The organism is Paraburkholderia elongata (assembly GCF_013177735.1).
Lineage (GTDB): Bacteria > Pseudomonadota > Gammaproteobacteria > Burkholderiales > Burkholderiaceae > Paraburkholderia > Paraburkholderia elongata.
In genome coordinates this window covers 1-26,685 of record NZ_WOEZ01000177.1, presented here as the reverse complement: position 1 = coordinate 26,685, position 26,685 = coordinate 1, and the positions used below count along the sequence as shown (strand labels likewise).

The 26,685-nt window shown below is 62.5% G+C and carries 28 protein-coding genes and 1 rRNA gene; 20 read left to right on the top strand and 9 right to left on the bottom strand.

Annotation, left to right across the window (positions count from 1 at the left end; translation table 11 throughout):
• Both GNZ13_RS29885 and GNZ13_RS29880 read right to left on the bottom strand, forming a co-directional pair.
• Window positions 1-730: NRAMP family divalent metal transporter (locus tag GNZ13_RS29885; RefSeq protein ID WP_236002251.1), on the bottom strand; the 730-nt coding region annotated here is incomplete at its 3' end.
• A 135-nt stretch (window positions 731-865) separates the two neighbouring features.
• On the bottom strand, window positions 866-1,021 hold the full coding sequence (locus tag GNZ13_RS29880) for a hypothetical protein (RefSeq protein ID WP_172171304.1): 156 nt from the start codon (window positions 1,019-1,021) through the stop codon (window positions 866-868).
• A 363-nt stretch (window positions 1,022-1,384) separates the two neighbouring features.
• Between GNZ13_RS29880 and GNZ13_RS51675 the strand changes: the two genes are divergently transcribed.
• Window positions 1,385-1,603: a hypothetical protein gene (locus tag GNZ13_RS51675; protein WP_216675073.1), complete on the top strand. Its 219-nt coding sequence runs from the start codon at window positions 1,385-1,387 to the stop codon at window positions 1,601-1,603.
• 95 nt (window positions 1,604-1,698) lie between these two features.
• The gene (locus GNZ13_RS53590) at window positions 1,699-1,824 is read left to right on the top strand and encodes a hypothetical protein (RefSeq protein WP_268959199.1); all 126 of its coding nucleotides are present in this window, start codon (window positions 1,699-1,701) and stop codon (window positions 1,822-1,824) included.
• Window positions 1,825-2,022: 198 nt separating this feature from the next.
• On the opposite strand, the gene GNZ13_RS29875 is transcribed toward GNZ13_RS53590, so the two are convergent.
• Together GNZ13_RS29875 and GNZ13_RS29870 are read right to left on the bottom strand one after the other, a co-directional pair.
• Window positions 2,023-2,256, bottom strand: a complete 234-nt coding sequence (locus GNZ13_RS29875; protein WP_097396989.1) for a hypothetical protein — start codon at window positions 2,254-2,256, stop codon at window positions 2,023-2,025.
• Between the two features lie 65 nt (window positions 2,257-2,321).
• Entirely contained in the window at window positions 2,322-2,789 is a 468-nt protein-coding gene (locus GNZ13_RS29870) for an Lrp/AsnC family transcriptional regulator (protein ID WP_172171302.1), read from the bottom strand.
• Window positions 2,790-2,944: 155 nt separating this feature from the next.
• Here GNZ13_RS29870 and GNZ13_RS29865 point away from each other — a divergent pair, with 155 nt between their 5' ends.
• The gene (locus GNZ13_RS29865) at window positions 2,945-3,574 is read left to right on the top strand and encodes a LysE family translocator (protein WP_172171300.1); all 630 of its coding nucleotides are present in this window, start codon (window positions 2,945-2,947) and stop codon (window positions 3,572-3,574) included.
• Between the two features lie 190 nt (window positions 3,575-3,764).
• Entirely contained in the window at window positions 3,765-4,085 is a 321-nt protein-coding gene (locus GNZ13_RS29860; RefSeq protein WP_172171298.1) for a YnfA family protein, read from the top strand.
• A 127-nt stretch (window positions 4,086-4,212) separates the two neighbouring features.
• Here the strand turns inward: GNZ13_RS29860 and GNZ13_RS29855 are convergent, their stop codons facing one another.
• A complete protein-coding gene (locus GNZ13_RS29855) occupies window positions 4,213-4,722 on the bottom strand; it encodes a DUF1993 domain-containing protein (RefSeq protein WP_172171296.1) in 510 nt (169 codons plus the stop codon).
• Between the two features lie 307 nt (window positions 4,723-5,029).
• Between GNZ13_RS29855 and GNZ13_RS29850 the strand changes: the two genes are divergently transcribed.
• The 5 genes from GNZ13_RS29850 (at window position 5,030) to GNZ13_RS29830 (ending at window position 10,274) form a co-directional block, all read left to right on the top strand.
• Window positions 5,030-6,586 carry a S53 family peptidase gene (locus GNZ13_RS29850; protein ID WP_172171294.1) on the top strand — a complete coding sequence of 519 codons (1,557 nt, stop codon included), beginning with the start codon at window positions 5,030-5,032 and terminating at the stop codon, window positions 6,584-6,586.
• Between the two features lie 234 nt (window positions 6,587-6,820).
• On the top strand, window positions 6,821-8,482 hold the full coding sequence (locus GNZ13_RS29845) for a S10 family peptidase (RefSeq protein ID WP_172171292.1): 1,662 nt from the start codon (window positions 6,821-6,823) through the stop codon (window positions 8,480-8,482).
• Window positions 8,483-8,730: 248 nt separating this feature from the next.
• Window positions 8,731-9,384, top strand: coding sequence for a hypothetical protein (locus GNZ13_RS29840; RefSeq protein WP_172171290.1), 654 nt, complete (start codon window positions 8,731-8,733; stop codon window positions 9,382-9,384).
• Window positions 9,385-9,852: 468 nt separating this feature from the next.
• Window positions 9,853-9,999 carry a hypothetical protein gene (locus GNZ13_RS29835; protein ID WP_172171288.1) on the top strand — a complete coding sequence of 49 codons (147 nt, stop codon included), beginning with the start codon at window positions 9,853-9,855 and terminating at the stop codon, window positions 9,997-9,999.
• Window positions 10,000-10,004: 5 nt separating this feature from the next.
• Window positions 10,005-10,274 (top strand): RNA-binding protein, encoded by a 270-nt coding sequence (locus GNZ13_RS29830; RefSeq protein WP_172171286.1) that lies wholly within the window; start codon window positions 10,005-10,007, stop codon window positions 10,272-10,274.
• Window positions 10,275-10,379: 105 nt separating this feature from the next.
• Here the strand turns inward: GNZ13_RS29830 and nadE are convergent, their stop codons facing one another.
• Window positions 10,380-11,255 carry an ammonia-dependent NAD(+) synthetase gene (gene nadE, locus GNZ13_RS29825; protein ID WP_172171284.1) on the bottom strand — a complete coding sequence of 292 codons (876 nt, stop codon included), beginning with the start codon at window positions 11,253-11,255 and terminating at the stop codon, window positions 10,380-10,382.
• 409 nt (window positions 11,256-11,664) lie between these two features.
• Here nadE and GNZ13_RS29820 point away from each other — a divergent pair, with 409 nt between their 5' ends.
• The gene (locus tag GNZ13_RS29820) at window positions 11,665-12,687 is read left to right on the top strand and encodes a L,D-transpeptidase (protein WP_236002250.1); all 1,023 of its coding nucleotides are present in this window, start codon (window positions 11,665-11,667) and stop codon (window positions 12,685-12,687) included.
• Window positions 12,688-12,727: 40 nt separating this feature from the next.
• Here the strand turns inward: GNZ13_RS29820 and GNZ13_RS29815 are convergent, their stop codons facing one another.
• Window positions 12,728-13,600: a DMT family transporter gene (locus GNZ13_RS29815; RefSeq protein WP_172171280.1), complete on the bottom strand. Its 873-nt coding sequence runs from the start codon at window positions 13,598-13,600 to the stop codon at window positions 12,728-12,730.
• 71 nt (window positions 13,601-13,671) lie between these two features.
• Window positions 13,672-15,231 carry an ABC1 kinase family protein gene (locus tag GNZ13_RS29810; protein ID WP_172171308.1) on the bottom strand — a complete coding sequence of 520 codons (1,560 nt, stop codon included), beginning with the start codon at window positions 15,229-15,231 and terminating at the stop codon, window positions 13,672-13,674.
• A gap of 173 nt (window positions 15,232-15,404) precedes the next feature.
• On the opposite strand from GNZ13_RS29810, the gene GNZ13_RS29805 reads away from it, so the two are divergent.
• The gene (locus GNZ13_RS29805) at window positions 15,405-16,160 is read left to right on the top strand and encodes a DeoR/GlpR family DNA-binding transcription regulator (RefSeq protein ID WP_172171278.1); all 756 of its coding nucleotides are present in this window, start codon (window positions 15,405-15,407) and stop codon (window positions 16,158-16,160) included.
• A 175-nt stretch (window positions 16,161-16,335) separates the two neighbouring features.
• Here GNZ13_RS29805 and GNZ13_RS29800 read toward each other — a convergent pair whose 3' ends face one another.
• Window positions 16,336-17,463 carry a 2-aminoethylphosphonate--pyruvate transaminase gene (locus GNZ13_RS29800; protein ID WP_216675072.1) on the bottom strand — a complete coding sequence of 376 codons (1,128 nt, stop codon included), beginning with the start codon at window positions 17,461-17,463 and terminating at the stop codon, window positions 16,336-16,338.
• A 349-nt stretch (window positions 17,464-17,812) separates the two neighbouring features.
• Between GNZ13_RS29800 and phnS the strand changes: the two genes are divergently transcribed.
• The 9 genes from phnS to GNZ13_RS29755 all read left to right on the top strand — a co-directional run.
• Window positions 17,813-18,904: a 2-aminoethylphosphonate ABC transporter substrate-binding protein gene (gene phnS / locus GNZ13_RS29795; RefSeq protein WP_172171276.1), complete on the top strand. Its 1,092-nt coding sequence runs from the start codon at window positions 17,813-17,815 to the stop codon at window positions 18,902-18,904.
• 89 nt (window positions 18,905-18,993) lie between these two features.
• Window positions 18,994-20,094, top strand: a complete 1,101-nt coding sequence (gene phnT, locus GNZ13_RS29790) for a 2-aminoethylphosphonate ABC transport system ATP-binding subunit PhnT (RefSeq protein WP_172171274.1) — start codon at window positions 18,994-18,996, stop codon at window positions 20,092-20,094.
• Window positions 20,072-21,022, top strand: a complete 951-nt coding sequence (locus GNZ13_RS29785; protein ID WP_172171272.1) for a 2-aminoethylphosphonate ABC transporter permease subunit — start codon at window positions 20,072-20,074, stop codon at window positions 21,020-21,022. Before phnT ends, GNZ13_RS29785 begins: the two co-directional genes overlap by 23 nt.
• On the top strand, window positions 21,012-21,875 hold the full coding sequence (phnV, locus tag GNZ13_RS29780) for a 2-aminoethylphosphonate ABC transport system, membrane component PhnV (protein WP_172171270.1): 864 nt from the start codon (window positions 21,012-21,014) through the stop codon (window positions 21,873-21,875). The genes GNZ13_RS29785 and phnV overlap by 11 nt, the downstream gene beginning before the upstream one ends.
• 82 nt (window positions 21,876-21,957) lie before the next feature.
• Complete coding sequence (locus GNZ13_RS29775; protein ID WP_172171268.1) at window positions 21,958-22,692, top strand: phosphonate utilization associated transcriptional regulator; 735 nt, start codon at window positions 21,958-21,960, stop codon at window positions 22,690-22,692.
• 57 nt (window positions 22,693-22,749) lie between these two features.
• The gene (gene phnA / locus GNZ13_RS29770) at window positions 22,750-24,006 is read left to right on the top strand and encodes a phosphonoacetate hydrolase (RefSeq protein ID WP_172171266.1); all 1,257 of its coding nucleotides are present in this window, start codon (window positions 22,750-22,752) and stop codon (window positions 24,004-24,006) included.
• Window positions 24,003-25,454: a phosphonoacetaldehyde dehydrogenase gene (gene phnY / locus GNZ13_RS29765; RefSeq protein ID WP_172171264.1), complete on the top strand. Its 1,452-nt coding sequence runs from the start codon at window positions 24,003-24,005 to the stop codon at window positions 25,452-25,454. Before phnA ends, phnY begins: the two co-directional genes overlap by 4 nt.
• Before the next feature lie 4 nt (window positions 25,455-25,458).
• A complete protein-coding gene (locus tag GNZ13_RS29760) occupies window positions 25,459-26,019 on the top strand; it encodes a phosphonate degradation HD-domain oxygenase (protein WP_172171262.1) in 561 nt (186 codons plus the stop codon).
• Between the two features lie 566 nt (window positions 26,020-26,585).
• A 16S ribosomal RNA gene (locus GNZ13_RS29755) occupies window positions 26,586-26,685 on the top strand; the annotation flags it as partial.

The window sequence follows — 26,685 nt, the reverse complement described above, 5'->3', positions numbered from 1 at the left end:
GCCGCTTATAGGTGTGCAGTCTGTCTCGCCGCTCAATGCCGAATGTGTCCCAGATCACTTGGGAGTCAAACGAATGGATGAATGAACCCCGAGCTTGCAAAAAAGGGAAAGTCCTTATAGGCGGGTGAATCGACACCAGCACGGGCACCAGCAACAGGCTCAACAAACAGAGCACGACCGCGAAGCGCTCGAAGCGCCGGAAGTTGCCTGTACTGACCGCGGCCATCGTCACAGCGGCGGCGATGCAGACCCCGGCCACTTTCGAAATGCCGAAGAAATCCAGCACGAACGTGATGCCGATGAACTCGGTCACGATGGTGAGCGCGTTCAATATGAACAGGTCGACTACGCTGAATGCTCCCCAGAACTTGCCGAAGCGCTCGAAGATCAGCCGGGCATGGCCGACGCCGGTCACGGCGCCGAGGCGCAGCACCATTTCCTGATTGACGAAGAGAACGGGTACCAGCAGCAGCATGGTCCACAGCAACGTGGTCCCATAGTTCTGCCCGGCCTGGGTATAGGTGCCGAAAGCGCCGGCATCGTTGTCGCCGACCATCACGATGAGGCCGGGCCCGAGGATCGCGAGCAGCGTTCGGATACGGGCCCACCAGTTGTTGCGAGGTGCGGTGTCGTGGTGCGAGATGGTGCCGAGCGCGCCTCTGATGTCGCCGAGATGGGCCTCGTCGAGAACGGCGCTGCGTGGTGGTGAGACGTCAATTGGCGTGGACATTTTTAACGGCCTGAGTGGGTGTGATTTGAATGCAGTGGCGCGCTTTCGGGATCCGCTGCGCACGTGAGGTCGATCGTGGTCGAACGACGGCGGCGCATGCGGATCGCGAAGGCGTGCGGATGCTGACAGTGGTAATTACGAAGCTGAGTTCGAAGCCGGGTTCGAGAGGAACGCTTTGACGCGATGCCAGGACACGGCGAGCCAGTGCGGCTTGATGCTGTGAAGCGCGAGTGCAGCGTCGCTGTGGATATGCGTTTGCTGCAGGGTCGGTACGAGGATGGCGATGTACATGGTATTTCTCCGGGCGTATGGCTTTACGCGGATTGCGGAAAGCCAGCAGACACGGAGCGCGGCCGGCACTAGGCGCGCGGCGGCGAAGGTCTACTCGCTTTCCTCAGGCAAAAGAAAAATTGCGTGGCAATTGAGCGGCATAAGGGATAACTGTCACTGTCCGGCATGGCGGCTCCTTATCGGTGTTGCTTATCTGCGTTGCTCATCTGCGTTGAGTAAGCACGTGTTCGTCCACGCGCTCGGCCGCGCCGGCGTTCGAACGGATCGAACCGGCGTGAGCGAACGCTGCCGCGAGCGGATGCTCGCGACGCGATGCCAGACGGACGCGGGGACGCAGGACATGCGTAAGCACGGCGCGGCCGAATGGCGCTAGTTAAGGTGCACGGAGAGAGTTACTACGGCGCGCACCGTCTGCCTGCTGGCAAGACGGCGGCTGAGAAAAGAGAGCGCGGGCGTCGGGCCGGTCAGGCAGTGAAACTGTTCGAAGATCGACTACTGCTGGTGTCCAAGGCAATGGCCCCGTTTGTGATGACGGGCGAATTTTATTCACTCCCGCAAGCAGAAGTCAACATACTTCGTTAAGCGAAGCAAATATTCTTTCTTTATGTGTTGTGGCAGGGTGTTTCGCCACTACTGGAGGAGCTGAGTCTTTCAGAAGCGACAGGAAGGAAAGGCGGATGAAGGGCGCCGGTGCAGCGGCGAATAAGGCAGCCGAAGCGATCGCCGGCTTGCGGACCAATATCGTTTTTGAGTGGACGGGCGGCGGGTGTTTCAACGCGCTTCTGGATGCAGTCGCGCGTTGAAGCACACAGGACCAGGCCGGGTGGGGGATGGGCGATCCTGCCTTAAGGTACCCCCAGACCCAGGACGTCAATACGCAACTAACGGTCAAGTCCAGCGAGCGCCGCCGAATAACGCGGCGACCGCCCAATGGGAACTAAAGACGGCCACCGCTCGCGTACTACGCAGCAGCTATGCAGTGAAGAGACCGGCTATGCCACTCAACGATTGCCGTCAAGCAGATCGCCGAGCAATTCGTCGAATGCGGCTTGGGCGTCTTCGAGTTCCTGCAACGCAGCGTCGAAAGTTTGCAGGGCGAACTGCGAAGGCTGGCCGCTGCCGGCCGGCGGGAATTGCGATTGCAGCGACGCGAAGGCCGCTTTTACTCGCGTGGTTGCGGTCAAAACGCGCTCCATCGCGGCTGTTTCTTCGGCTCTTGCCTTTTCGTGATCCATGAAAACTCCGTGCTCGTCCGGTCGGCTCGTGCCGTATCAAATGGGTGACTATGCCATGTCCGCGTTCAGGACAGCGGCAACCCGCCGTTAGCCTTGATTTCCCGCAGCGACAAGGCCGACTCCACCGACGTCACGCCGGGCAGGCTGCGCATCTCGTCGCGCATGAAAGTGCCGTAGTCGTCGAGATCGCGCGCGACCACCTGCAGGATGTAGTCGGCGCTGCCCGACACGTTGTGGCACGCCAGAATCCGCGGGATTGCCTGCACCTCGCGTTCGAAACGGGTGGCCACCGCGCGGTCGTGCACGGCAAACCGCACGTAGACGAACGCGACCACGCCGAGGCCGAGGGCGGAGCGTGAAAGCATCGCGCGGTACTGATCGATATAGCCGTCGTTTTCAAGGCGCTTGAGGCGGCGGGCGCAAGGCGTCTCGCTCAGGCCGACCATCTCGGCCAGCCGTGCATTCGACATGCGGCCGTCGTTCTGCAGCGCGGCGAGGATCGCGCGGTCTGTTTTATCGAGGTCGGTTGCCATGGCTTGGGGGGGCTTATTGTGTGTTAGCGGAAAACATGGTTTGGGAGTGGAATGTTAGCGCATTCCTCCAAAGACGAAGCCAATGCCCCTATATTTCGCCAGCAAACCCTCCGCCGACGATAGCAAGATAGAGCCCTTAAAAACAACAGGCTTCTATGATTTCCGCACACCTTCTGATCGTCTATATCGCTGCGTTATTTGTGGTCTATGCCGTGCCTGGACCCGACATGGCGCTGGTTCTGCAGACCAGTATCGGACGCGGCCTGCGCAGTGGTTTCGCGGCGGCCGGCGGCCTGGGCGTGGCGCGGGCAACGCACGTCACGCTGTCGGCATGCGGGGTGGCGGCGCTGTTGCGCAGTGCGCCCTGGTTGTACGACGTGGTGCGTTACGGCGGCGCGGTTTATCTCGCGTGGGTCGGCATCCAGATCTTCCGCTCACCCGTATTCGCGTTGCCTGAAGGCGGCGCGGCGGGTGTCGAGTTGCAGCCGTTGCGTGCCGCTTTCGTGAAGGGCCTGCTGACCAATCTGCTGAACCCGAAAGCGCTGCTGTTCTGTTCGGTGCTATTGCCGCAGTTCGTGCGTCCTGAGGCTGGACCGGTTGCCCTGCAGATGGTCGAGCTGGGTCTGGTGCTGCTCGCTATCGGCGTGTGTTTCGACGCCATGTACGCGATCGGCGCGGCGCGTATCGCCGGCTGGATGCGGGCTCATCCTCTCGCGCAGACACTGCAGCGGTGGACTTTCTCAGCGGCGCTGATCGGCTTTGCGCTGCGACTTTCGCTGGACTGACTGCCGAACTTGGAGATGCCGATACAGGGTGAAGCGATGCTCATGACACGTAGCGAATAGGGATCAGGTGCGACGGCTGTCGCATGAGCCATGCCCGCGCGCTAAATGATTGTGTTAATAAAGCCGACAAAGGCCGATAAACTGCCGCGCACGGTCCCGCGGCAACACAACCACTCGCTTCTCTCTGTCGATGAAAACTTTTCTGCTTTATGCCGTGACCGCCATTGCCGAAATCGTCGGGTGCTATTTGCCCTGGCGTTGGCTGAAGGAGGGAGGCTCCATCTGGCTGCTGGTTCCCGGCGCGCTTAGCCTCGCATTGTTCGCCTGGCTGCTGACGCTGCACGGCACCGCCGCAGGCCGCGTGTATGCGGCTTACGGCGGTGTGTACGTGGCGGTGGCGATCGCGTGGCTATGGTGCGTCGACAAAGTGCGCCCCACGCTGTGGGATGCGGCCGGCGTAGCATTCACGCTGGCCGGCATGGCGATCATCGCATTCCAGCCGCGCATTTGATGCCGCTCGCACCGCTCGTGCGCGGTTCATGCGTGGTTCGCACGCGGCACATGTGCGGCCCGCGTGTGGCTCACGTGCTGCTTATGCCGCGATTACATGACGCTCACGCAATAGCACGCGGGCCTTCTTACTTGATGCCGCCCAGATAGTCGAGCTTGCCAAGTTCGACGCCGTTGTGACGCAGAATGTCGTACGCCGTCGTGACGTGAAAATAGAAGTTCGGCAACACGAAACCGAGCAGATATGACAAGCCCGTGAACTCGATCGGGCCGCTGCGCATTTTCAGCGTGATCGGACGTTCTTCCGATCCGTCGATCTGTTGCGCATTGAATTCCTTCAGATAATCGATCGTCTTTTGAAGGCGGGCATCGAGTTCCTCGAAGGTCTGTTCGACGTCCTCGTACTTCGGCATTTCGACGCCAGCCAGACGCGCGGCGCAGCCCTTCGCCGTATCGCTCACGATATAGACCTGACGCACCAGCGGCAGCATGTCCGGCGCGAGCCGGGCGTTCGTGAACACGGACGGGTCGATCTGTTTCTCGGCAGCGTGCGCCTCGGCCTTGCCGAGGATGACTTGGAGGTTGGTCATGCCGCGCACCAGCAGGGGCAATGACGCTTGATACATCGAAATTGACATGGGGGTTCCTCTGATTCTTCGATCATGCGCGCGGGCGGCGCGCGAGGCGCTGCAACGGCTGGATTGCCGCTTCAGCATCATAGCGCGGCTGCTGCACGATGCGCATTGATCCAACCCGGCGTTAGCCATTCGGACAACTGCCGCGCACGCCGGAACTGTGTTCGAATGCATAGGTCGGACGGTTTGGCGAAGTCCTTGAAACAGCAATCTGCCGCCGGTAGCGAGGCGGTGAGTTCGTGCAGACGCGCGCCGTGTTAGGGGGCCACCTTGCGGCCCGCGCCGTCACGCTAACAGGAGAATCGACACCATGGTCAATAGACAACCGCTGCCGGGAAGCGAGCGAACGGTAGAGCAAGGTTCGAAAGTTGTTGGGCAATGCGATCCGGCAGAACGGATCGAGGTTTTCGTGATGCTGCGCCGTCAGCAGCAGGCGCAGTTCGATGCACTGATGAGCAAGATCGAAGCGGGCGACCCGAGCGTCAAACCACTTTCGCGCGAAGCGTTTGCAAAAGATTACGGCGCCGCGCCGGACGACATCGCCAAGGTCAAAGCCTTTGCCGCCGCACACGGCTTGACGGTGGTGCGGGACGATCCGGCAACGCGCATGGTGTTGCTGAGTGGCACGATTGCGCAGTTCCAGACCGCGTTCGGCGTCAAGCTGGAACATTACCAGCATCACACGGCGGGCCAGTTCCGCGGCCGCACCGGCACGATCAGCGTGCCGGACGATCTGCACGGCATCGTGGAGGCCGTGCTTGGGCTCGATAACCGGCCCCAGGCGCGACCGCACTTTCGCATCCGGCCGCCGTTCCAGGCGGCTAAAGCGCATCAGGCGTCCTTTACGCCGCCGCAGCTCGCATCGTTGTATCAGTTTCCGCAGGGCGACGGCAGCGGCGAATGCGTCGGCATCATCGAACTCGGTGGCGGGTACAACACGTCCGATCTCAAGAGTTACTTTGCGAGCCTTGGCGTCGCTTCACCGAAGGTGACACCGGTCGGCGTCGATCAGGGCAGCAATCAGCCGAGCGGCGACCCGAACGGGCCCGACGGCGAAGTCACGCTCGACATCGAAATCGTCGGTGCGATTGTGCCCGGCGCGACGATCGCGGTCTATTTCACGCAGAACAGCGACGCCGGTTTCATCGACGCGGTGAGCCGCGCGGTACACGACACGACCAACAAACCCTCGGTCGTCTCGATCAGTTGGGGCGGTCCGGAGTCGAGCTGGACCAGCCAGTCGTTGCAAGCGTTCAACAGCGTGCTGCAAACGGCGGCGGCCTTGGGTTTGACTGTCTGCGCGGCGTCGGGCGATAGCGGCTCGAGCGACGGTTCCGGCAGCGATCAGGTCGACTTCCCGGCGTCGAGCCCTTATGTGCTGGCATGCGGCGGCACGAGCCTGACCGCGTCGGGCACCTCGATCTCGGATGAGGTGGTGTGGAACGACGGCGCACAAGGCGGCGCGAGCGGCGGTGGCGTGAGCCGGGCCTTTCCGGTGCCGGTGTGGCAACAAGGCTTGTTGGCCACTTCATCGAGCGGCGCCAGGACGGCGCTTAGCGGGCGTGGCGTGCCGGACGTGGCCGGCGATGCGTCGCCCGTCACCGGCTATAGCGTATTGATCGACGGCACGCAGACGGTGGTGGGCGGCACCAGCGCGGTCGCACCGCTGTGGGCGGCGTTGATTGCGCGGATCAATGCGGCGAAGGGGCAGCCGGCCGGTTTCATCAACCCGAAGCTGTACAAGGCGCCGGGCGCGTGTAACGACATCACCCAGGGCAACAACGGCAGCTTCGCCGCGTCGCCGGGCTGGGATGCGTGCACGGGACTCGGCAGTCCCAATGGTCAGAAGGTGGCGGCGGCACTATAGTCTGAAGAGTCGCGGACCGGTTCGTGTGACGCCTGGCTGATTGCCAGCTCAGGCGCTCACCAGTCGTCCGCGCTTGTCCCATGGTGCGCCGCGTTCAGACCGCAGGCGGTACCGTGCATGGCTTCAGGAGACGCAGGCAACGCAGGACAGACAAGAGACACCAAGACATACCAAGACTCATCAAGACATATCAAGACATATCAAGACGTTAACGAACGAACCCATGGAGCGATCATGACGAACACCGAGTCAGCTTCCGTTAGTCCGCAGTCGTCACACAACTCGCATGCTTCGCCCGCAACGGCCGCCGCCGGCGCGTCGCACAAAGCAGGCGATCAGCCGTTCTTCGATCCGGTTGCTTATGGCAACGGGCCGGACGATTCCGTCACCGATATCGCTGAAGCCGCCGCGATTACGCACCATTCGGCTACGATCGGCGGCCTGAAGATCAACTACACGGCGACGGCGGGTCACCTCGTGATTGTCGACCCGAGCAGTTCACAGCCCAAAGCCAAAATGTTCTACGTCGCGTTCACGCAGGACAATCAGAAGGAGGAAACCCGCCCGGTGACTTTCTTCTACAACGGCGGCCCGGGTTCGTCTTCGGTGTTCGTGCTGCTGGGCTCGTTCGCGCCTCGCCGCATCAAGACGTCGATGCCGGGTTTTACGCCGCCCGCGCCGTACTCGATGGAAGACAACCCGGACAGTCTGCTCGACAAGAGCGACCTCGTCTTTATCAATCCGGTCGGTACCGGCTATTCGGCGGCGATCGCGCCGAAAAAAAACCGCGACTTCTGGGGTGTCGACCAGGACGCGGACTCGATCAAGCAGTTCATCAAGCGCTTTCTCACTAAGAACAATCGCTGGAATTCGCCGAAGTACCTGTTCGGCGAGTCTTACGGCACGGCGCGCAGTTGCGTGCTGGCGTACCGGCTGCATGAAGACGGCGTCGATTTGAACGGCATCACGCTGCAATCGTCCATTCTCGATTACACGCAAGCCGGCAACCCAGTCGGCGCGTTGCCCACAACTGCTGCGGACGCGTGGTATCACAAGAAACTCGGCATTGCGCCGCGGCCGACCGACCTCGGCACGTTTGCCGAAGAAGTGGCGCAATTTGCGCGCACCGACTATCTGGCGGCGCTCCGCAAGTTTCCGACTACGGATTCCGCAACGGTCGAAAAACTCAGCGAATACACCGGTATCGACAAAACCACCTTGCTCGCTTGGAGCCTCGATATCGCGTCGTACGACAGCCGCGGCAATTCGCTCTTTTTGACTACGTTGCTGAAAGCACAGGGTCTCGCGCTCGGCGAGTACGACGGCCGCGTGACGGCGATCAACACCGGCATCGCCGGCAAGATCGACCCGAACTCCGGCGGCAACGATCCGACCATGACGGCGGTGACCGGCGTCTACACGACGATGTGGAACGTGTATCTGAACGAGCAGTTGAAATACACGTCGAATTCGGCGTTCACGGACCTCAACGATCAGGCATTCCAGTATTGGGACTTCAGTCATATCGACCCGACCGGCGCGCAGAAGGGGCTTGACGCGAAGGGCAACATCATTCTGTACACCGCCGGCGATCTTGCCGCCGTGATGGCGCTCAATCCTGACCTGAAGGTGCTGTCGGCGAACGGTTTCTTCGACTACGTCACGCCGTTCTATCAGACGGTGATCGATCTGCAGCAGATGCCGCTTCTCAGCCAGCAGGTCCGGCAGAATCTGTCGGCGCGTTTTTATCCGTCGGGGCACATGGTCTATCTCGACGGCGGCTCGCGTACCGCGCTCAAAGCGGATCTCGCCAAGATGTATGACGCGACGGTGTCCAATATTCAGGCGCTCGGGCGTATCCGCGCCTTGCAGGCTCGGGTGGCGAGACCCGGTTGACGTAGCTTGCTGTTGGAGTCGCGCATGAGCGGCATGCAGATAGCGGCGTTGCCTTTATCCTGTGGTTCGGCGCGGTCTCGCAACGTGTATTCGTACACGGCAAGGCCGCGCCGGCAGACACCTGCAAGCGCATCTGGACGCATCTTCACAGGCGTACGCAAGCGCGCCTTTTTCACGCAGGAATATTGAATGTGTTTTAATTAGTCTGCGAATTAAACAATTGCGCGCCGCTACCGGCGCGCCGACGAATGAACGCAGGCATTGCAGACAAGCGTTGCATCATCCATTACAGCGACGCAACCAGCAGTACATATCAGGCGGCTCCGCCGACGCTCATGCGCCGGTGCGGCGCCGCGCGTCCTGCCCGCAAGAGGCGCTTTGCGTTCCTGCTCGGCTTCGCAGCGGTACTCGCATTGCGCGTCGGTGAAGTCTGGGCTCAGGATTCAGCGATGCTCGACGAGCGCGTCACGCAGGATTCAGTCAGCGAAACGATTTGCCGACCCGGCTATGCGGACATGGTCGCACCGCCGTTCGATGAGCTGATGGCTCACAAGGACCGCATGCTTGCCGCGCGCGGCATCGGCGCCGACGGCGGTCCCGCGTTCGCACAGGACAGGCGCGTGCCCATTGTGCTCGGCGGCTCGCCGAATGCACCCTCCAATCTCGATCTTCTGCCGTGGGCAGGCCAGCAGGGCGAGCGTCGCAAGGCGCGCGCCGCGGTCATGCTCAAACGCTGCGTTTGCGAAGGGAAACTGAGCCTCGCGGAGGCGCAAGCCGCGATTGTCGGTAACTGGTCCGTGGTCTATTCGGGCTTCAGCCAGACGTCCTGCGACGTGAGCCGTCTCGATGTCGCGACCGGTGACAACAACGGGCGTGGCGACGGTCGCGACAGCGCGCCGTGAGGCCACCGGTCTCAGCCCGCGTCGCACTGGTTGTTCATTCGCGCGTATTCAGCCGTGCAGCTAGCAGCGCGCTGCCCCAACTTATTCTCGGAGACTCGCCAGGGCCCATTCATGCCTTGCCGCACTGGCGCTCACTTTCGGCGGATGCGTGGTGGGTGAGTGCGGCCAATGCGCAAGCGGCGGACTGATCCCGACGATCAGTCCGCCCTTTGCGCACGTCCCCCGTAGGATGCCGGCGGCGATGCGTATCGCAGCCCGGTTTTTTGCGTCCAGCGTCCGCGTCTGGCGCGTGTGCCGGGCCTGCATCACTGAATGAACATGTGTTTTGCTATTTTTACCGCTGCTTATTCAGGTACAGTGCATTAACGGAAGTTTTAAAGTCCGTCTTTTACGACATTGTGTCGCATCGCTTTTGTTGTCGATTGTGGCTATCCTGAAAACAGGACGAAATTCGAAGGGGAGATTTAAATGATTGCCTTCTATCTGTCATTGGCTGCGTTGGCTGCTGCCGGCGCTGCATTGATCCGCCAACTCGCAGCGGCTCAGGCGAAACAGCGCGCAACGCTGCGCCCGGTGCGGGTGCATGCCGCGGATCGTAACGCGCGCCGAGGGTAGGCGGCATGAACCTGATCGTGCGCAATATCGCGGAATCGTGCAGCGAGCAGGAAGTGCGGGAATTCCTCAAACGCGAGCTTGGGCATTACGCGAAAAGCGTCGAGGTGGTCGACGCCGGGAAACCCAGCGCCTACGCCACGGTCGAGTTGGACGCGGACGTGCCGTATGTGGGCGAGGTGATCGCGCGGCAAATTCACGGCAAGCATTTGGGCGGCTTGGCGCTTGAGGCGAGCGCCGATCTGTTCAGCGACGGCGCATCGCCGCCTGCTCACTGAGCCTGTTGCAGGGGCGTTAGCCGAACGCGTCGAAGGCGTCGAGTGGGGAGAACGCACCGCGTCTAGCGCATTTCTGACGCGCATCTTCCCCGCGCATTCAGGTTGTTACACTCCTTCTCTCATTCCCCCGTCTGTCTTCACCGGCCAATCGAACGGCGTGTAGGGTAACGCCCGTTTGTGCCGCGTGGCATCGTAGAAGCACAAGACTATCTCGCGCACCGCGTCGCTCACCGGTTTGCTTTCCAGAAAATCGTCGATATCGTCGTAAGAGATGCCGTACGCGTCCTCGTCCGGCCGTTGTGGGCGCAACATTTCCAGGTCGGCGGTCGGCACCTTGTGCGCCAGCGCTTCGGGTGCGCCCAAGGCTTTGGACAGTGCCCGCACACGACGCTTGTTCAGGCCGGTGAGCGGCAGTACATCGGCGCCACCGTCGCCGAACTTCGTGAAAAATCCCATCACCGATTCGGCCGCGTGGTCCGTGCCGATCACCACACCGGCCCGGGCACCGGCTACTGCGTATTGCGCGATCATGCGCTGCCGCGCCTTGATATTGCCGTGGACGAAATCGTGCTGTGAGTCGTCGTTAAATCGCACGCCGCTGTTATCCAGCGCGGCGAGCATCGCGTCGGCGGCGGGTTTGATATCGATGGCGAGATTTTCGTCCGCGCGAATGAAACTCAAGGCCTGCTGCGCGTCAGCCTCATCTTTTTGCACGCCGTAGGGTAAACGGATCGTGACGAAACGCGCGTCGTAATGTTCGGCGCGCAACCGCTCGACCGCGAGTTGCGCAAGCCGCCCGGCGGTAGTCGAATCGACGCCGCCGCTAATGCCGAGCACGTAGGTTTTTAGTCCGCTACTGCGCAGATAGTTAGCCAGAAAAGCGACCCGGCGCTCGATTTCCTGTGCAGCGTCGAACTCAGTGGTGACGTGCATTTCCGCTGCGATACTTGCCTGGCGTGCGGCTGGGTCTTGTTGCGTCATGTTCCTCTTTCCTCCGTATGGGGCGGTGCTAGTGTCAGCCATGAACGCTCGCGCGGATTGCACGAGCGGCGGGCCCACGAACGGGACGGTTCTGCGGGCATGATGTGACCAATCGGTCTTTTATCGCGAGTATTGGCGTTAAATTCACTCTGTGCTGCTTTTAAACCGCTGCACAGATCGTTGAATATTGACGGTCAATACGGTGATATTGGTGAATTGGCCGATTCTTCATCGACAGGTGCCAATCTGCTTAGTAACATCCTCGTTCCGAGCGCCGCATGAGCCGGCGAGCAGTCAATAATAATCAGGTTTGCTCAAATACGCGATGAACAACCCCAATCGGCCTAGCCAGTCTGCACCGGACCGTAGCACTTCCGCATCGGTAGATCGTCTAACCGAAATGGTGTGTATGTCGGATTTATTCTCTGCGCCGTGTTCCGCTCGCGCAGGTCGTTCGGTTCGCTATCTGACGCGTGCGCTGGGAGCCGTCTTTTGCGCGGTGTCATGCGGCGTCGCTATTGCGGCATCGGGCACGGCTTCGGCTTCGGTGTCGGCTTCAGGCGCCGCGTCGACCAAGGCATCGGCATCCGTAGCGGGGAAGCACCCGGCACCCGCCGTCGACGCGTCGGCCGTTGCCGCGCCCGACGCGGCCGGCGTAGTTGACCCGCGTCGCGCGTTCCTGCTGAGGGGCGTGTTCGCGCAAGACGTGACGCGTCGGCTGAAACTGCCGGCCGCCGAGCAGCGCGCCTATGCCGACCGCCTGCAAACGGCGCTGGGCGAGGACATGCTCGGCAATCTGTCGGGCGAGTATGTCGTGATGGTGGACCGCAACGCCAACGTTCAGGCGCTGTTCATCTATTTCCGGGCAACCCCGTCCGACAGCTGGCAGATGATCGGCGCGTCGCCGGTTTCAACGGGCCGGCCCGGCGAGTACGACCACTTCATCACACCGCTCGGCGTGTTCGAACATACACCGTCCAACATGGATTTCCGCTCCGAAGGCACGCTGAACGAGAACCACATCCGCGGCTACGGCAAGCGCGACATGCGGATTTTTGACCTCGGCTGGGCCCAGGGCGAACGGGGTTGGGGCAAGGGCGGCATGTCGCAGATGCGTTTCCAGATGCATGCCACCGACCCGGACCGGCTCGAGCCGCTGCTCGGTATCCGCCATTCGAAGGGCTGCGTGCGGATTCCCGCGTCTCTCAATGCATTTATCGACCATTACGGCATTCTCGATGCCGAATATGCAGCGCTCGTCGAGTCCGGCAAATCGCTGTGGGTGTTGAAAAGCGATCGCCAGATTACCCCATGGGCGGGACGCTACATCGTCGTGGCGGATTCGGAGCGCAAGAGCCGCCCGGCCTGGGCACCGGCCCCAGGCAGCAAGGCGCGCGCAAAAGTGCCGGCTGGCGCCGACACGGCGGATTGATCCGCGGGTTGACGGGCGGGCGAGGGTGCCATTCAAACCCTCACGACCGCGCCAGCAGCACGCCCACCAGCGCCACCGCAAATCCTGCGATCTGCACCGGCAGCAGCGTTTCGCCGAAGCCGACATACCCTTCGAGTGCGGCGAGCGGCGGCGCGAGAAACATCAGCGCGGTGGCGCGCGCAGCATCGCCGCGCCTGACCATCCACACCAGCAAAGTGACGCTGATCCCCGACAGCATCACGATGCCCCACGCTAGCGAACCCCACAAAGTGGCCGATGCAATCCAGCGATGCTCGCCGAGCGCCAGCGCAAGAATCGCCGCAACGACCGCCGCGCCGAAATTCTGTACCGCACTTGCGCTGCGGATATCGGCCTTTGCCAGCGAAGTTTTCTGAAACAGCGTGCCTGCCGTGATCGCGCCGACCGCGACGATCGAAACGAACACGACCAGCCACGGCGGCGCGTCGCCATGCAGGGTGGACGGCGCGGCCGCGGTGAGCTTCGGTTCGAGGACCAGCATGACGCCGGCGAGACCGAGCGCCATGCCGGCCCAGCCGCGCCGCGACTGACGCTCGCCAAATAGGGGCGCTGCGACGGCAGCAGTGGCGAGCGGCTGCAGCGCGCCGAGCAGGGCCATCACACCGGCGCTCAAGCCCTGCGCGACGGCCCAATAGCCCGCGCCGAGATAGACACCTTGCAGCAACGCGCCCGCGAGCATGTGCTTGCCGAGATCGCGGCCGGTCGGCCACGCGGCGCGAGTGGCGAGCGCGGCCGGCGCGAATATCAGCGCGGTGCCGCCAAAGCGCGCAAGCAGGAACAGATTGGGATCGGCATAGGGTGTGATCGCCCGGGCGACCACGAAACCGGTCGACCACAACACGACGAATACAGCGACGATTGACGAAACGAGCATCGAAGATGGGTGACGTGAAAAGCCGCCATCTTGCCGGGGCACGTTGAGCGCGTCTTGTTCGAAGCTGCAAATCACCGCATCAACAATACCGTCCCTGCGCCGAGCACTCCGCCGCACACCGCGCATGCCCACAGCAGCACACGCGTACGCCGATATTCACGGCTGATATCCAGCATCAGCTGTGCATTCTGCTGCGGCGTGCGGGCGCGATCATGCTCATGCTGCAGGTAGCGCACGGCCAGTTGCGGCAAGCGCGGCAGCATATGCGCCAAATGTGGCAACTCGCTCGAGATGCGTTTGATCCAGCCGCGGTGATCCATGTCGCGCCGCGCAATTCCCGCCAGCACATTGCGTGCGACATTCCACGTATCGACGCCCGGATGCAGTGCGCGCGCCAGCATCTCCGCCTGCTGGAACGAGCGCTGCGCGGTGGCGAGCTGGCCGGGTACGGCACCGTCGAACGGATGCACCGCGTGCAGCAGATGATGAAATAGCGAACCCGCCGACCGGTCTTCCGGCTCGGCTGCGAAGTGCGCTTCGGCGCGTATGCGCAACTCGGCTTCGAGCATCTCCGTGCGCGTGTCGTGCGGCACATGCCCGGCATCGCGATGCAGTTCGGCAAGCCGGCCGTAGTCCTGGTTGAACAGTGCGGTCGCGCCGTGCACGAAGAATTCGCGTTCGCCCGTCGAAAGACTCGACATGATCGCAAACTCCGCCAGCACGAGGCGTCCCAGCGTGTCCGGTTCGACGCTCACCCGCACCCGGCGTGCATCGAGCGTCGCGTGAAAGAAGCCGTGCTCGAACGCCTGTTCAGTCACCACCTCGACGATATGCGCGGCCAGCGGCGCGAGTTTGATGTGATGCGCATGCAGGCCAGCCAGGTCGCTGGCGGGCAGGGTGCTGACGCGTTGCATGGTCAGCGTCTGGGTGGTGCACAGGTCCCAGATCACGGCCGGCACGACGATGCGCGCGTCGCCGTCGAAATGATGGCCGGTCTGGCTCAGATTGGCGGCTTCGGCGCGCAGGTCGAAACGGCGCAGGATGTCGTCGGTGAAGGTCTGCGCCAGCGTACGCAGTTGCAGGCGGCGGGCCGAGCCGGAAAACTTCTCCAGCCAGCGCGCGACCCAGCGTAGAAGCGCGAGCTCGTCGCCGATCTGTTGCAACTGATCGGCGCGCACCAGCTTGATGGCCACTTCGCTATGGCCGTTGACCGGCACGATGAGCCGCGCGAAGTGTGTCTGTTCGGCAAAGCCGCCGCGCACCGGCACCAGATCGACCGCGCTGAAGATCGTGGCGAGCGGCCGGCCGAATGCGCCTGCCAAAGCCTGTTCGGATTCCTGCGGCGGCAGCGGGGTTTCGAGGTGATCGATCGCGTCGATGGCATCGTGCAGGGTGCCGGTCGCGAGTTCGGGCCGTTCAACCAGGGTCTGCGCGAAGCGGCTCGCGAGCGGCCCGAGCGCGGGCAGTACGCCTTGCAGGCGCTCGCCGCCGCGCCCGGACGCATGCACGCGGCCGACCAGCTCGATCATCCAGTGCACTTTGTGGTCGGACGGGGCGGCAAGCCAGATCAGGCGCGCGCCGTAACGCAACGCGTGGAACAGCAACAGTAAACGGCGAAACAGTGGCGGCATCGGCAGTTCGGTTGACAGACTATGCGGCATCGACAGGCGTCGGCTCGCGGCGAGAGCATTCAGGTTAGCAGGTAAGCGCGCCAGCAGGAGCATCCCCGCGCCGCGCGTAATACAATACGCCGGCCTTTCACCCGTAGCGAAACCTAAGCGTGCCGGCTTCCGGCCCTCAACAGATGCTCGCAGAACAACGTCACCAATACATCCTGGCGCAAGTCGCCAAAACCGGTGCTCTCTCGGTCGCTGAACTGGTGCGCGAATTGAATGTGTCGCGCGAGACGATCCGCCGCGATCTGAATGCGCTGGCCGGGCGCGGTCTGCTCGTCACGACCCACGGCGGCGCGCTCTCGAGTGACCGGCGCGAGCCTGACCTCGATACGCGCGAAGCCGCCAACGCCGGCGCCAAGCGGGCGATCGGCGAACGCGCGGCCGAGTTCGTGCCGGACGGCGCCTCACTGATCATCGATTCGGGCAGCACCACGCAAGCGGTGGCGCGGGCGTTGCTCGACCGGCATCGCCTGTCGGTCTATACGAACGACTGGCGTATCGCGCTGCTGCTCGGCCGCCGCAACGATAACCGGATGACGCTGCTCGGCGGCGAACTGTCTGATATTGAAGACGCCACCTTTGGCCTCGACACGGTCCATCAGCTGACGCAGTACCACGCGGACTTCGCCTTCATCGGCGCGGGCGGCATTTCGCCGGACGGCTACCTGACCGATTACAGCCGCATGGCCGCCGAAGTGCGCAGCCGCATGATCGCCGCAGCCGACACGGTGGTGGTCGTTGCCGACCACTCAAAGTTCGGGCGCGTGACGCCGGTGCGCATTAACGGCATTGAATCGGCGCGTTATCTGGTCACCGAACTGGCGCCGGAGAAGGCGCTCGGCAAGGCGATCACGGCACATGGGCCGGAAATCCTGATCGCCTGATCGCCCGAGCGCCCGAGCGTTTGAGCAGCCAGGCGGCTGACGGCCGCGGCGCATGAGCGAGCGTCTTATGCACCACTCACGCACCTTCACGCACCCTCACGCACCTCACGCACCTCACGCACCTCACGCACCTCATGCACCACGGGTGCTCAGCGGGTACTCCGCGGTGTCCACGTCACTTCACGCGAATCCCAAGCCGTTTCAGCGTACGGTCGATCGCCGCCACCGCGTTATGCAGTTCGTTCGCATCGATCGCGCCGATGCAACCCACGCGGAACGTTTCCACTTGCGTGAGCTTGCCCGGATACAGCACGTAGCCGGCCTCGCGCACCGCGGCATAAAAGTCTGCAAAATTCCACGCGGGGTCGCGCGGCGCGTGGAACGTGACGATCACCGGCGCCTGCACTTCGGGCTTCAGAAACGGCTCGAAGCCGAGCGCTTTCATGCCGTTCACTAATGTCGCACAGTTCTGCGTGTAGCGAGCGCCGCGCGCCGCTTGTCCCCCTTCCGCAATGAATTGATCGAGCGCCTGGCGCAAAGCCGCGACCACGTGAGTCGGCGGCGTGAAGCGCCACTGAGTCGTCTTCTCCATATAGACGTATTGATCGTAGAGATCCAGCGCGAGCGACGGCGAGCGCCCTTCGCTCTGTTCCAGCACGCTGCGCCGCACAATCACGAATCCTATCCCAGGCACGCCTTCCAGGCATTTGCCGCTTGCCGAGATCAGCGCGTCGATACCGCCGCGCCGTAAGTCGATCGGCAATGCGCCGAACGAACTCATCGCGTCGACGATCAGGCTTTTGCCGTGCCGCTGACACACCGCGGCGATATCGTCGAGCGGATTGAGCAGACCGGCGCTCGTTTCCAGATGGACTTGCGCGACGTGGGTGATACGCGAGTTGCGATTGAAGGCGTCTTCGATGGCGGCCGCGCCAACCGGTTCGTCCTCATTCAGCGCCAGTTCGACATAAGCGATCCCCATTCGCTGCAATATCCGGATCAGACGGGCGCAATACGCGCCGTTGTTCGGAACTAGCACACAGCCTTGACGCGGCACCAGCGTGCCGAGCGCGGCTTCGACCGCAAAGGTGCCACTGCCTTGAAGCGGCACGCATACATAGTCATTTTCGCCATGTACGATCTTCACGAGCTCGGCGCACACGCTATGGGTCATGCGGTTGAACGCGGCGTCCCACGAACCCCAGTCGCGCAGCATCGCCTCGCGAGTTTGCGGCGAGGTGGAGAGCGGTCCCGGGGTCAACAGGATTGGGTCGTTTCCAAGGATCACACAAGCCTCCGTCATCAGATGAATGTTCGTCGCCCGGGCGGGGTGACGAAAAGATTGGTTTGTATATTATTGGCGAATTGTGTCAATTGTTGGAATTCGACAGAATCGTCATGGCGTTGTCATGGAAACCTGTGATCCTTGCCGTGCCCGTTCAGGCATGGCCGGCAGCGCGAGTGTCGTAGGTGAGCTGTAAGTCAGGCTGGAGAAGAAGCGGCAAAGTTGTCGGCAATCTGCAATCCGCGCGAAACTGCACGGCAACTGGCTGCGGGCAACACGCAAGCGGCACGGCGCGCGCCGCCGTTCAATCACAACAGGTATCGGGTTATCCCGACCGTCTGGTTTTTTGCCTTTCGGAGAGAGCGACATGACAAAGACGAATTCCCTTCACGCCACGGCTGGCCTTGCGCGCAAACTGTTGCCGGCGCTGATCGCGGCGGCAGCGTTTGGCGGCACGGCGATGCAGGCTCATGCGGCTGACGCAGTGGTGCTGTACACCGCCGACGGCCTCGAAAACCTCTATAAGGATGTGCTGCCGGCCTTCGAAAAGAAGGAAGGCGTGAAGGTCAACATCGTCACGGCAGGTAGCGGCGAAGTGGTGAACCGCGCCACCATCGAGAAGGATCAGCCGAAGGCCGACGTGATCGTCACGTTGCCGCCGTTCATTCAACAAGCCGACCAGAGCGGCCTGCTGCAGGCTTATCAGAGCGCTAACTACAAGAACGTGCCGGCAATCGCCAAGGCGCCGAACGGTGCATGGGCGACCTTCGTGAACAACTACTTCTCGTTCGCGATCAACCCGGACGTCACCAAGAACCAGCCGAAGACATTCGCCGACCTGCTGCACCCGGACTACACTGGCAAGGTCGCCTACTCGAACCCGGCCACGGCTGGCGACGGTATGGCCGTGATCATCCTGACCACGTCGCTGATGGGTGAAGACAAGGCATTCGACTATCTGAAGAAGCTCGAAGAGAGCGCCAAGTTCCACACCAAGGGCACCGGCTACCTCGACGTGCTGCTCTCGCGTAACGAAATCGCCTTCGCCAACGGCGACCTGCAGATGGATCTGGACGATGCGGCCAACGGCGGTCTGTCGCTCAAGCCGATCTTCCTCGCAGCTAAAGCTGGCGATAAGCCGACCACCTTCCAGCTGCCGTACGCGATCGGTCTGATCAAGAACGGGCCGAACCAGGCAGAAGGCAAGAAGCTGATCGACTACCTGATGTCGACCGACGTGCAAGCCAAGGTGCCGGATATCTTCGGTATCCCGGGCCGCACCGACGTGCCGCTCGCCGGCAAGAACGGCGAGGCAGTCAAGCAGGCGATCGCGGGCGTGACGCTGATCCCGGTGGACTGGACGCAAGTGATGGCGAAGAAGGCTGACTGGACGGCACGCTGGAAGAGCGACGTGATCGGTTCGTCGGGCAAGCAGATCGAAGTCGTTAAGCCGAAGTAAGCCGGACAGTTCGCCATTGAGTCAGGCGGCGCCTCGTGCATTCGTGCGTGGCGCCGTATCAGCATTAATCTAGTTGGAGGATGAACCCGGTGAATACGGCCAGTCTTGCTCACCCAGGCGCGCTCGGCGCCTCACCGGACGCGTTCGACGCCGCGCGTTCGAACATGCCGGGCGGCGTGCAGATCGACCATCTGACGGTGCGCTTTGGTTCGCGCACCGTGCTCGACGATCTGTCGCTGACCATTCAGCGCGGCGAATTGCTCACCGTGCTCGGCCGCAGTGGTTGCGGCAAGACCACGCTGTTGCGCTTCATCGCCGGGTTCATTGAAGCGGACGGACTGTCGGGCACCTTGACTGTTGCCGGTCACGACCTGACGCATGTGCCGCCGCATAAGCGCAATCTCGGCTTGCTGTTTCAGAGTTATGCGCTGTTCCCGCATCTGTCGGTGTTCGATAACGTGGCTTTCGGGTTGCGCGCGCGCCGCACGTCGTCGAAGGATGTCGCGCGACGTGTTGCCGATGCTTTGAAGCTCGTGCAACTGGGCGACGCCGGGCATCACATGCCCGCGCAATTGTCGGGCGGCATGCAGCAGCGTGTGGCCTTGGCGCGCGCGCTCGTGATCGAGCCCGACGTGTTGTTGCTCGACGAGCCGCTTTCCGCACTCGACGCCAATCTGCGCGCGTCGGTGCGTTCCGAACTGAAGGCGTTGCACGAGCGCCTGCCGAATCTGACGATCGTCTGCGTGACGCACGATCAGGACGACGCGCTGGTGCTTTCCGACCGCACGCTGCTGATGCGCGAAGGCCGCATCGCGCAACTCGGTACGCCGCAGCAGTTGTACGACACGCCGAACGACGGTTTCGTCGCGCGCTATCTGGGCGCGGCCAATCTTCTGCCGCCGCAGGTCGCATTCAGCATGGGCGACGTGCGCTACAACGAACGCGAGCGGGTGGCCTGTCTGCGTCCGGAAGCGCTGCGCATCGTGCCGCTCGGCGAAGGGCAATTGCATGGCGCGATTACGTCGGTCGAATGGTACGGCGCGGTGCTGTCGGTGTCGGTCACGTTGGACGCGATGCCTAACGAGCCCGTGCTTGTCACCATGCAGCGCGGCCAAGGCATGATGCCGGAGAAGGGCGCGCGTGTTTCCCTGCGTTATGAGGCTGACGATGTCGTCCTTATCAACCCCTGATACCCCCAATCCGCTCAACGCGGCCGGCGCTGCCGCCGAGGCCCGCCGCAGCGCGAGCGCGGCCTCGCACACGGCGGCGGTCAAGCGCCGCGAACGCGCGGCGCAATGGCACCTGCTGTTCCTTGCGGTGGTCGTGCTGGGTCCGCTGGTGATCTACCCACTCGTGCGTCTGGTGCTGCTGAGTTTCACCGGCCCGCACGGTTTGAGCCTGCAGGCCTATTCGGCGTTCTTCGGCAATCCGGAAACGCGCGGCGTGGTCGGCACGACGCTGTGGATTCTGTTTGTGAGTGCCGGGCTCGCCTCGTTGCTCGGCATTGGCCTCGCGGCGCTATTGTTCTTCAAGCCGTTTCCCGGCGCGCGCCTGGTCACCCGTTTCCTGGAGCTGTTCGTCGCGTTCCCGTCGTTTCTGGTCGCCTTCACGCTGATCTTTCTGTATGGCTCGCAAGGCTCGGTCAGCATCGCCTTGCAGCAGCTGTTTCATCTCGAAGCGCCGCCGCTCAATTTCCTGTTCGGCGTGGGCGGCGTGATTCTCGCGGAAGTGGTCTTCTACGCACCGTTTGTCGTGCGTCCGACATTGGCGTCGTTCGCCACGCTCGACATGCGTTTGATCGAAGCCGCCCGCAGTCTCGGCGCAAGCGGCTGGATGGTTGCGTTCAAGGTGATCCTGCCGCTCGCGTGGCCGGGCATCGCCGCGGGCACGATCCTGTGTTTTCTGCTGACGTTGAACGAGTTCGGCATTCTGCTCGTGCTCGGCAGCGCGCATCTGATCACGCTGCCGGTCGCTATCTACAGTTCCGCGACCGTCGACCTCGATCTGCCGACCGCCGCCGCCGGCGCGGTCGTGATGCTGATCATGTCTTTGTCGCTGTACGCGTTGTACCGCCAGGTCAACCGTCGCAAGGTGAAAGGAGCGGGCCATGGCCGTTGAACTCGACCCGACCGTTTTACCGGTCATGCACAAGAAGGCGCGGCCGGTGCGCCGCAGCTTGCCGGTGCGCATGCTCGGCGGCCTGTTTCTCGGTTTTGCCGCGTTGCTGTGCTTCTGGCTGTTCGTCTTGCCGGTGCTGGTGGTCGCGCTATCGAGCGTGGCCGGGCACTGGTCGGGCACGATCCTGCCCGACAGCCTCAGCATGCGCTGGTTCGAACGGTTGGCTTCCAGCGACTTCGACGCGCTGACGACGAGCCTCGCAATCGGCATGGGCGTCGCCGTGCTCGGCACGATTCTCGGGCTGTGGCTGGCGTTGGCGCTCGAAGGGCGCGACCGGCGCGGTCTCGGCGCGGTCGTCGACACCATTGCGATGATGCCCAATGGGGTGCCGAGCGTGGTGCTCGGGCTCGCTGTGCTGATCGCGTACCACAAGCGTCCGTTCGATCTGTCGAGCTCGGCGGCGATCGTCGTGTTCGTGCAGCTCGCGCTGGTGCTGCCGTTCTGCTACCGCTGCGCGGCCGCTGCGTTGCGTCCGGAACTGACCATTCTGCGCGAAGCGGCAGCGAGTCTGGGTGCGCCGCCTTCGATGGTGCTGCGCCGCGTCGTGCTGCCGCAACTGGTGCCGGCGATCCGCGCGAGTCTCGCACTTGGCTTCGCGCTCTCACTCGGCGAACTCGGCGCCACGCTTACCGTGTACCCGCCGGGCTTTGCGACGGTGCCGATCGTTGTGGTCGGTCAGGTGGAGCGCGGTTACTACCTGCCGGCTTCCGCGTTGTCGCTGATTCTGCTGATGGTCTCGCTTGCTGCGCTGCTGCTGATCGCGGCGCGTGTCCCGCGCCGTCGAGTGGACTGACGAGCACCTTCTGATGGTTGTGCTTGCGTGACTTGACGGTGCGCGAGCACATACCCATATCGATGTGGCGAAATATGTCAAAATGACCGAATATATGCAAACCGCTTCTGTCGATCCGATCGAGGTTGTGCGCAGGCATTCGCTGACGGCGCTGGTCCGCGACGAGATCGAACGGCACATCATCGAAGGTGCGCTCGCGCCCGGCGACAAACTCAACGAAGCCGATTGGGCCGCGCGTCTGCAGGTATCGCGCGGGCCGGTGCGCGAGGCGTTTCGCGCGCTGGAACAAGCGGGCCTCGTACGCACCGAGAAAAACCGCGGCGTGTTCGTGCGGACGGTGTCGCTGGCGGAAGCGGACGAGATTTACGCGGTGCGTGCGGTGCTCGAAGAGGCGGCGTGCCGGCTGCTGGCTGCGCGTATCGATGCGCGCAAGCTTGCCGTGTTGCGCGAGTGGCTCGACGCGATGCGCGCGGCGCTCGACGCCCGGGATCACGATGCCTACGCGCGCGCCAATGTGGCGTTTCACGGCGCGATCGTGGCGGCATCGGGCAACGGCAAGCTGTACGAGACGTATCGAAGGCTGGTGAGCGAGTTGAGCCTGTTTCGCCGCGCCGCGCTGGTGGTGCATGCCGACGCGATGGAGCGCTCGCTCGCCGAACATCGCGCGATCCTGACGGCGCTGGCCTCGCGCGACGCCGAACATGCCGCGGCGCTGATGCATGCGCATGTGAGCGGCGGCCGGCAGCGCGCGCGTGAAGCGTGCGAACTGGCGGGGCCTCTCGGCGCGGTGCAGATGTCGGCGGTATCGAACGATTGAAGCTGGCTGCAACGGATTGACTAGAGCACACGTGCTCTCAACGCATGGAAGGTAATGATGGCAAACGCAAGCGAACGTACGATCGAAGTCAATGGCCGCAGCTACCGGCTGCCCGCGCAACCGACTGTCGTGGTGTGCGTCGACGGCTGTGAATACGATTACCTCGAAGCCGCGGTCGCGGCGGGCGTCGCGCCTTTCATCGGCAAGATGCTCAAGAGCGGCGCGGCGTTCAAGGGCGACTGCGTGATTCCGTCGTTCACCAACCCGAATAACCTCTCGATCGTGTGCGGCGTGCCGCCTTCGGTGCACGGTATTTGCGGCAACTACTTCTGGGACCCGGACGCGAACGGCGGCGAAGGCGCGGAAGTGATGATGAACGATCCGGCCTATCTGCGCGCGGGGACCTTGCTGGCCGCCGCAGCCGAAGCAGGCGCCGCGGTCGCCGTAGTCACCGCGAAAGACAAGCTGCGCCGGCTGCTCGGCTGGCAATTGAAGGGCATCTGCTTTTCGGCGGAAAAAGCCGACAAGGTGACGCGCGAAGAAAACGGCATCGACGAAGTACTCGATCTGGTCGGCCTGCCGGTGCCGGATGTGTATAGCGCGGGTTTGTCCGAGTTCGTGTTCGCCGCCGGTGTGCGGCTTGCTGAAACCCGCAAGCTCGACCTGATGTATCTGTCGACCACCGATTACATCCAGCACAAATGGGCGCCGGGCACCGAAGGCGCGAACGCGTTCTACGCGATGATGGATGGCTACCTCGCGAAGCTCGACGCGCTCGGGTGGGTGATCGGCCTGACCGCCGACCACGGCATGAACGCCAAGCACGACGCGAAGACCGGCGAGCCGAACGTGATCTATCTGCAGGACGTGCTGGACGATTGGCTTGGTGTTCGCCGCGCCCGTGTCATCTTACCGATTACCGATCCGTATGTCGTGCATCACGGTGCGCTCGGTTCATTCGCGACGATTTACCTGCCGCAGGATGTGAGTGTCGCCCAGGTGATCGAACGGATCGGCGGTTTGCAGGGCATCGAAGTTGTCCTCAACAATCGCGCCGCATGCGAGCGCTTCGAGCTGCCGAACGACCGTGTGGGCGATATCGTCGTGGTGAGTACCCAGCATGTAGTGCTCGGCACGCGTCGCGATGAACACGATCTGTCCGGACTGACCGTGCCGTTGCGCTCGCACGGCGGGATCTCCGAGCAGGAAGTGCCGCTGCTGTTCAATCGCCGCGTCGAAGGATTGCCTTCCGGCAAGCGGCTGCGCAACTTCGATATTTTCGACATCGCATTGAATCACGTGTCGGCATCATGAACGCCGTGCTGCAGGACCATCCGGCGTTTCGAGCGGAAGCGCTGCGGCTCAAAGGCGAGCGCGCTACGCGCTCGCGCACGCTCGACGTGTTCGATCCTTTTACCGGGATGCGGGTGGGCACGGTCCCGTTGGCGAGCATCGACGACGTGCGCGCCGCGTTCGAATACGCAGCTGCGTATCAGGCGAAGCTCACTCGCTACGAGCGCTCGCAGATTCTCGAGCGCGCCGCGGCATTGCTGCGGGAGCGGACTGAGGAAGCCTCGGACCTGATTTCGCTCGAGTCGGGTTTGTCGAAGCAGGATTCTCGCTACGAGATCGGCCGCGTCGCCGATGTGCTCAAGTTCGCCTCGATCGAAGCCTTGCGCGACGACGGGCAGAGTTTTTCGTGCGATCTCACGCCGCATGGCAAGAAGCGTCGTGTGTTTTCGCAGCGTGAGCCGCTGGCTGGTGTGATCGTGGCGATTACGCCGTTCAACCATCCGATGAACCAGGTCGCGCACAAGATTGCGCCGGCGATCGCGACGAATAATCGTGTGGTGCTCAAGCCGTCGGAGAAGGTGCCTTTGTCGGCGTTGTATCTGGCGGACGTTCTTTACGAAGCGGGTTTGCCGACGCCGATGCTGCAGGTGCTGACCGGCGATCCGCGCGAAATCGCCGACGAGTTGATCACGCATCCTCTGGCGGAGCTCGTGACTTTTACGGGCGGCGTGGCGATCGGCAAATACATCGCGGCGAAGGCGGGCTATCGGCGCATCGTGCTGGAACTGGGCGGCAACGACCCACTGATCGTGCTCGAGGACGCCGATCTCGATCGTGCGGCGATGCTTGCCGTGCAGGGCTCGTATAAGAACTCCGGCCAGCGGTGTACCGCGGTCAAGCGGATGCTGGTACAGAAGAGCATCGCGGCGGACTTTACCGATTTGGTCGTGGAGAAGACGCGCGCATGGACCTACGGCGATCCGTTCGATGCATCAAATCAAATGGGCACCGTGATCGACGTCGCCGCCGCGCAGCTATTCGAAGCGCGTGTGAACGAGGCGATCGCGGCCGGCGCGCGCTTGCGGATCGGCAACGAGCGCGACGGCGCGCTTTACTCGCCGACGGTGCTGGATGGTGTCGACCCGTCAATGACGCTGGTGCGCGAAGAAACGTTCGGCCCGGTGTCGCCGATTATCACCTTCGATACGCTCGACGACGCTATTCGGATCAGCAACGGCACACCGTTCGGGTTGTCGTCTGGGGTATGCACGAACCGGCAGGACGCGATCACACGCTTCATCAATGAATTGCGTGTGGGGACGGTCAACGTGTGGGAAGTGCCGGGATACCGGATCGAGCTGACGCCGTTCGGCGGCATCAAGGATTCTGGGCTCGGCTATAAGGAAGGCGTTCAGGAAGCGATGAAGAGCTTCACCAACCTGAAGACCTTTTCATTACCGTGGGAGTAAAAGCGTGGCATTGAGTCTGAACGACATCCGTTCGTTATTTGAGCAGTACGGCAACCTCGCATATAGCGGCGAGCCGGTGACGCAGCTTGAACATGCGCTGCAAAGCGGCACGTTGGCGGAAGAGGCGGGCGCTCACGATGAACTCGTTGCTTCTGCGTTTCTGCACGACCTCGGCCATCTGCTGAATCTGCAAGGCGAAACACCGACGGAGCGGGGCATCGACGATCTGCATCAGTATTTCGCGCTGCCGTTCTTGCGGCCGGTGTTGCCGGACGCGGTGTTGGAGCCGATCCGCCTGCACGTCGACGCAAAGCGCTGCCTCTGTGCAATCGACGATGCGTACTTCGGCCAGCTTTCCGCCGATTCGGTGCGGAGTCTGGAATTGCAAGGCGGTATCTTCAGCAAGGAAGAAGCTGAGGCGTTCCTACAGAAGCCTTACGCGGAAGACGCATTGCGCCTGCGCAAATGGGACGATCGCGCTAAAGAAGAGAACCGCGCGACGCCGGGCCTCGATCATTATCTGGGCGTAGTCGAGCGCGTGATGCAGAAGCGCGCGGCCGCCTGAACGAGGTGGTTTTCGGCTGAGCTTCGGGTGAGTTTGGTGTGCCATCTCCGTGCCATTTCTGGCGCAATCCATGCGTATCAAAATAACGCTTGCAAGGCGCCGTTCCGCTCGCTAGAATCTCGCTCTTTCGTGCCTCGGACACCGGGGCGCGGGGGGCGGGAGAGCCAGCAGTGGCAAGGCTTTCAGCGAAGTGAACGGGTTGAGAAAGTTAGAAAAACCTGTTGACGGCGTAGCGAAAGTTCTTCATAATCTCGCTTCTCTGCTGCTGATGCAGCGACGCAGAACGAAGCGGTACCGGGTGGTTGTGATGTGGGTGCAACGCGGTGCCGGTTTGGTAGTGAATGCGGACTCGATCTTTAAAAATTAACAGCCGATAAGTGTGGCGCTTGATGCGCGATGCGGGTGGGTTCTTCGGAGCCTGCCATAAAGCGAAAGTATCAAGTCTCACACGAGTATTAAAGGAAGGTTTTCCTGTTGGGGTGGATTCACACCGACAGGTTAATCATTCGTCAGTACGTTGAGTGAGCGACCGGTCTCGGAAGAGACCGAAAAACAGTAACAGGTTTGAACTGAAGAGTTTGATCCTGGCTCAGATTGAACGCTGGCGGCATGCCTTACACATGCAAGTCGAACGGCAGCACGGGAGCAATCCTGGTGGCGAGTGGC

What these genes read in the sequence shown, in the direction of transcription:
- GNZ13_RS29880 (WP_172171304.1), bottom strand. Translation starts at nt 1,021, where the DNA reads ATGTACATCGCCATCCTCGTACCGACCCTGCAGCAAACGCATATCCAC.
- GNZ13_RS51675 (WP_216675073.1), top strand. Translation starts at nt 1,385, where the DNA reads ATGGCGCTAGTTAAGGTGCACGGAGAGAGTTACTACGGCGCGCACCGT.
- GNZ13_RS53590 (WP_268959199.1), top strand. Translation starts at nt 1,699, where the DNA reads ATGAAGGGCGCCGGTGCAGCGGCGAATAAGGCAGCCGAAGCGATCGCC.
- GNZ13_RS29875 (WP_097396989.1), bottom strand. Translation starts at nt 2,256, where the DNA reads ATGGATCACGAAAAGGCAAGAGCCGAAGAAACAGCCGCGATGGAGCGC.
- GNZ13_RS29870 (WP_172171302.1), bottom strand. Translation starts at nt 2,789, where the DNA reads ATGGCAACCGACCTCGATAAAACAGACCGCGCGATCCTCGCCGCGCTG.
- GNZ13_RS29865 (WP_172171300.1), top strand. Translation starts at nt 2,945, where the DNA reads ATGATTTCCGCACACCTTCTGATCGTCTATATCGCTGCGTTATTTGTG.
- GNZ13_RS29860 (WP_172171298.1), top strand. Translation starts at nt 3,765, where the DNA reads ATGAAAACTTTTCTGCTTTATGCCGTGACCGCCATTGCCGAAATCGTC.
- GNZ13_RS29855 (WP_172171296.1), bottom strand. Translation starts at nt 4,722, where the DNA reads ATGTCAATTTCGATGTATCAAGCGTCATTGCCCCTGCTGGTGCGCGGC.
- GNZ13_RS29850 (WP_172171294.1), top strand. Translation starts at nt 5,030, where the DNA reads ATGGTCAATAGACAACCGCTGCCGGGAAGCGAGCGAACGGTAGAGCAA.
- GNZ13_RS29845 (WP_172171292.1), top strand. Translation starts at nt 6,821, where the DNA reads ATGACGAACACCGAGTCAGCTTCCGTTAGTCCGCAGTCGTCACACAAC.
- GNZ13_RS29840 (WP_172171290.1), top strand. Translation starts at nt 8,731, where the DNA reads ATGAACGCAGGCATTGCAGACAAGCGTTGCATCATCCATTACAGCGAC.
- GNZ13_RS29835 (WP_172171288.1), top strand. Translation starts at nt 9,853, where the DNA reads ATGATTGCCTTCTATCTGTCATTGGCTGCGTTGGCTGCTGCCGGCGCT.
- GNZ13_RS29830 (WP_172171286.1), top strand. Translation starts at nt 10,005, where the DNA reads ATGAACCTGATCGTGCGCAATATCGCGGAATCGTGCAGCGAGCAGGAA.
- nadE (WP_172171284.1), bottom strand. Translation starts at nt 11,255, where the DNA reads ATGACGCAACAAGACCCAGCCGCACGCCAGGCAAGTATCGCAGCGGAA.
- GNZ13_RS29820 (WP_236002250.1), top strand. Translation starts at nt 11,665, where the DNA reads ATGTCGGATTTATTCTCTGCGCCGTGTTCCGCTCGCGCAGGTCGTTCG.
- GNZ13_RS29815 (WP_172171280.1), bottom strand. Translation starts at nt 13,600, where the DNA reads ATGCTCGTTTCGTCAATCGTCGCTGTATTCGTCGTGTTGTGGTCGACC.
- GNZ13_RS29810 (WP_172171308.1), bottom strand. Translation starts at nt 15,231, where the DNA reads ATGCCGCCACTGTTTCGCCGTTTACTGTTGCTGTTCCACGCGTTGCGT.
- GNZ13_RS29805 (WP_172171278.1), top strand. Translation starts at nt 15,405, where the DNA reads ATGCTCGCAGAACAACGTCACCAATACATCCTGGCGCAAGTCGCCAAA.
- GNZ13_RS29800 (WP_216675072.1), bottom strand. Translation starts at nt 17,463, where the DNA reads ATGACGGAGGCTTGTGTGATCCTTGGAAACGACCCAATCCTGTTGACC.
- phnS (WP_172171276.1), top strand. Translation starts at nt 17,813, where the DNA reads ATGACAAAGACGAATTCCCTTCACGCCACGGCTGGCCTTGCGCGCAAA.
- GNZ13_RS29785 (WP_172171272.1), top strand. Translation starts at nt 20,072, where the DNA reads ATGTCGTCCTTATCAACCCCTGATACCCCCAATCCGCTCAACGCGGCC.
- phnV (WP_172171270.1), top strand. Translation starts at nt 21,012, where the DNA reads ATGGCCGTTGAACTCGACCCGACCGTTTTACCGGTCATGCACAAGAAG.
- GNZ13_RS29775 (WP_172171268.1), top strand. Translation starts at nt 21,958, where the DNA reads ATGACCGAATATATGCAAACCGCTTCTGTCGATCCGATCGAGGTTGTG.
- phnA (WP_172171266.1), top strand. Translation starts at nt 22,750, where the DNA reads ATGGCAAACGCAAGCGAACGTACGATCGAAGTCAATGGCCGCAGCTAC.
- phnY (WP_172171264.1), top strand. Translation starts at nt 24,003, where the DNA reads ATGAACGCCGTGCTGCAGGACCATCCGGCGTTTCGAGCGGAAGCGCTG.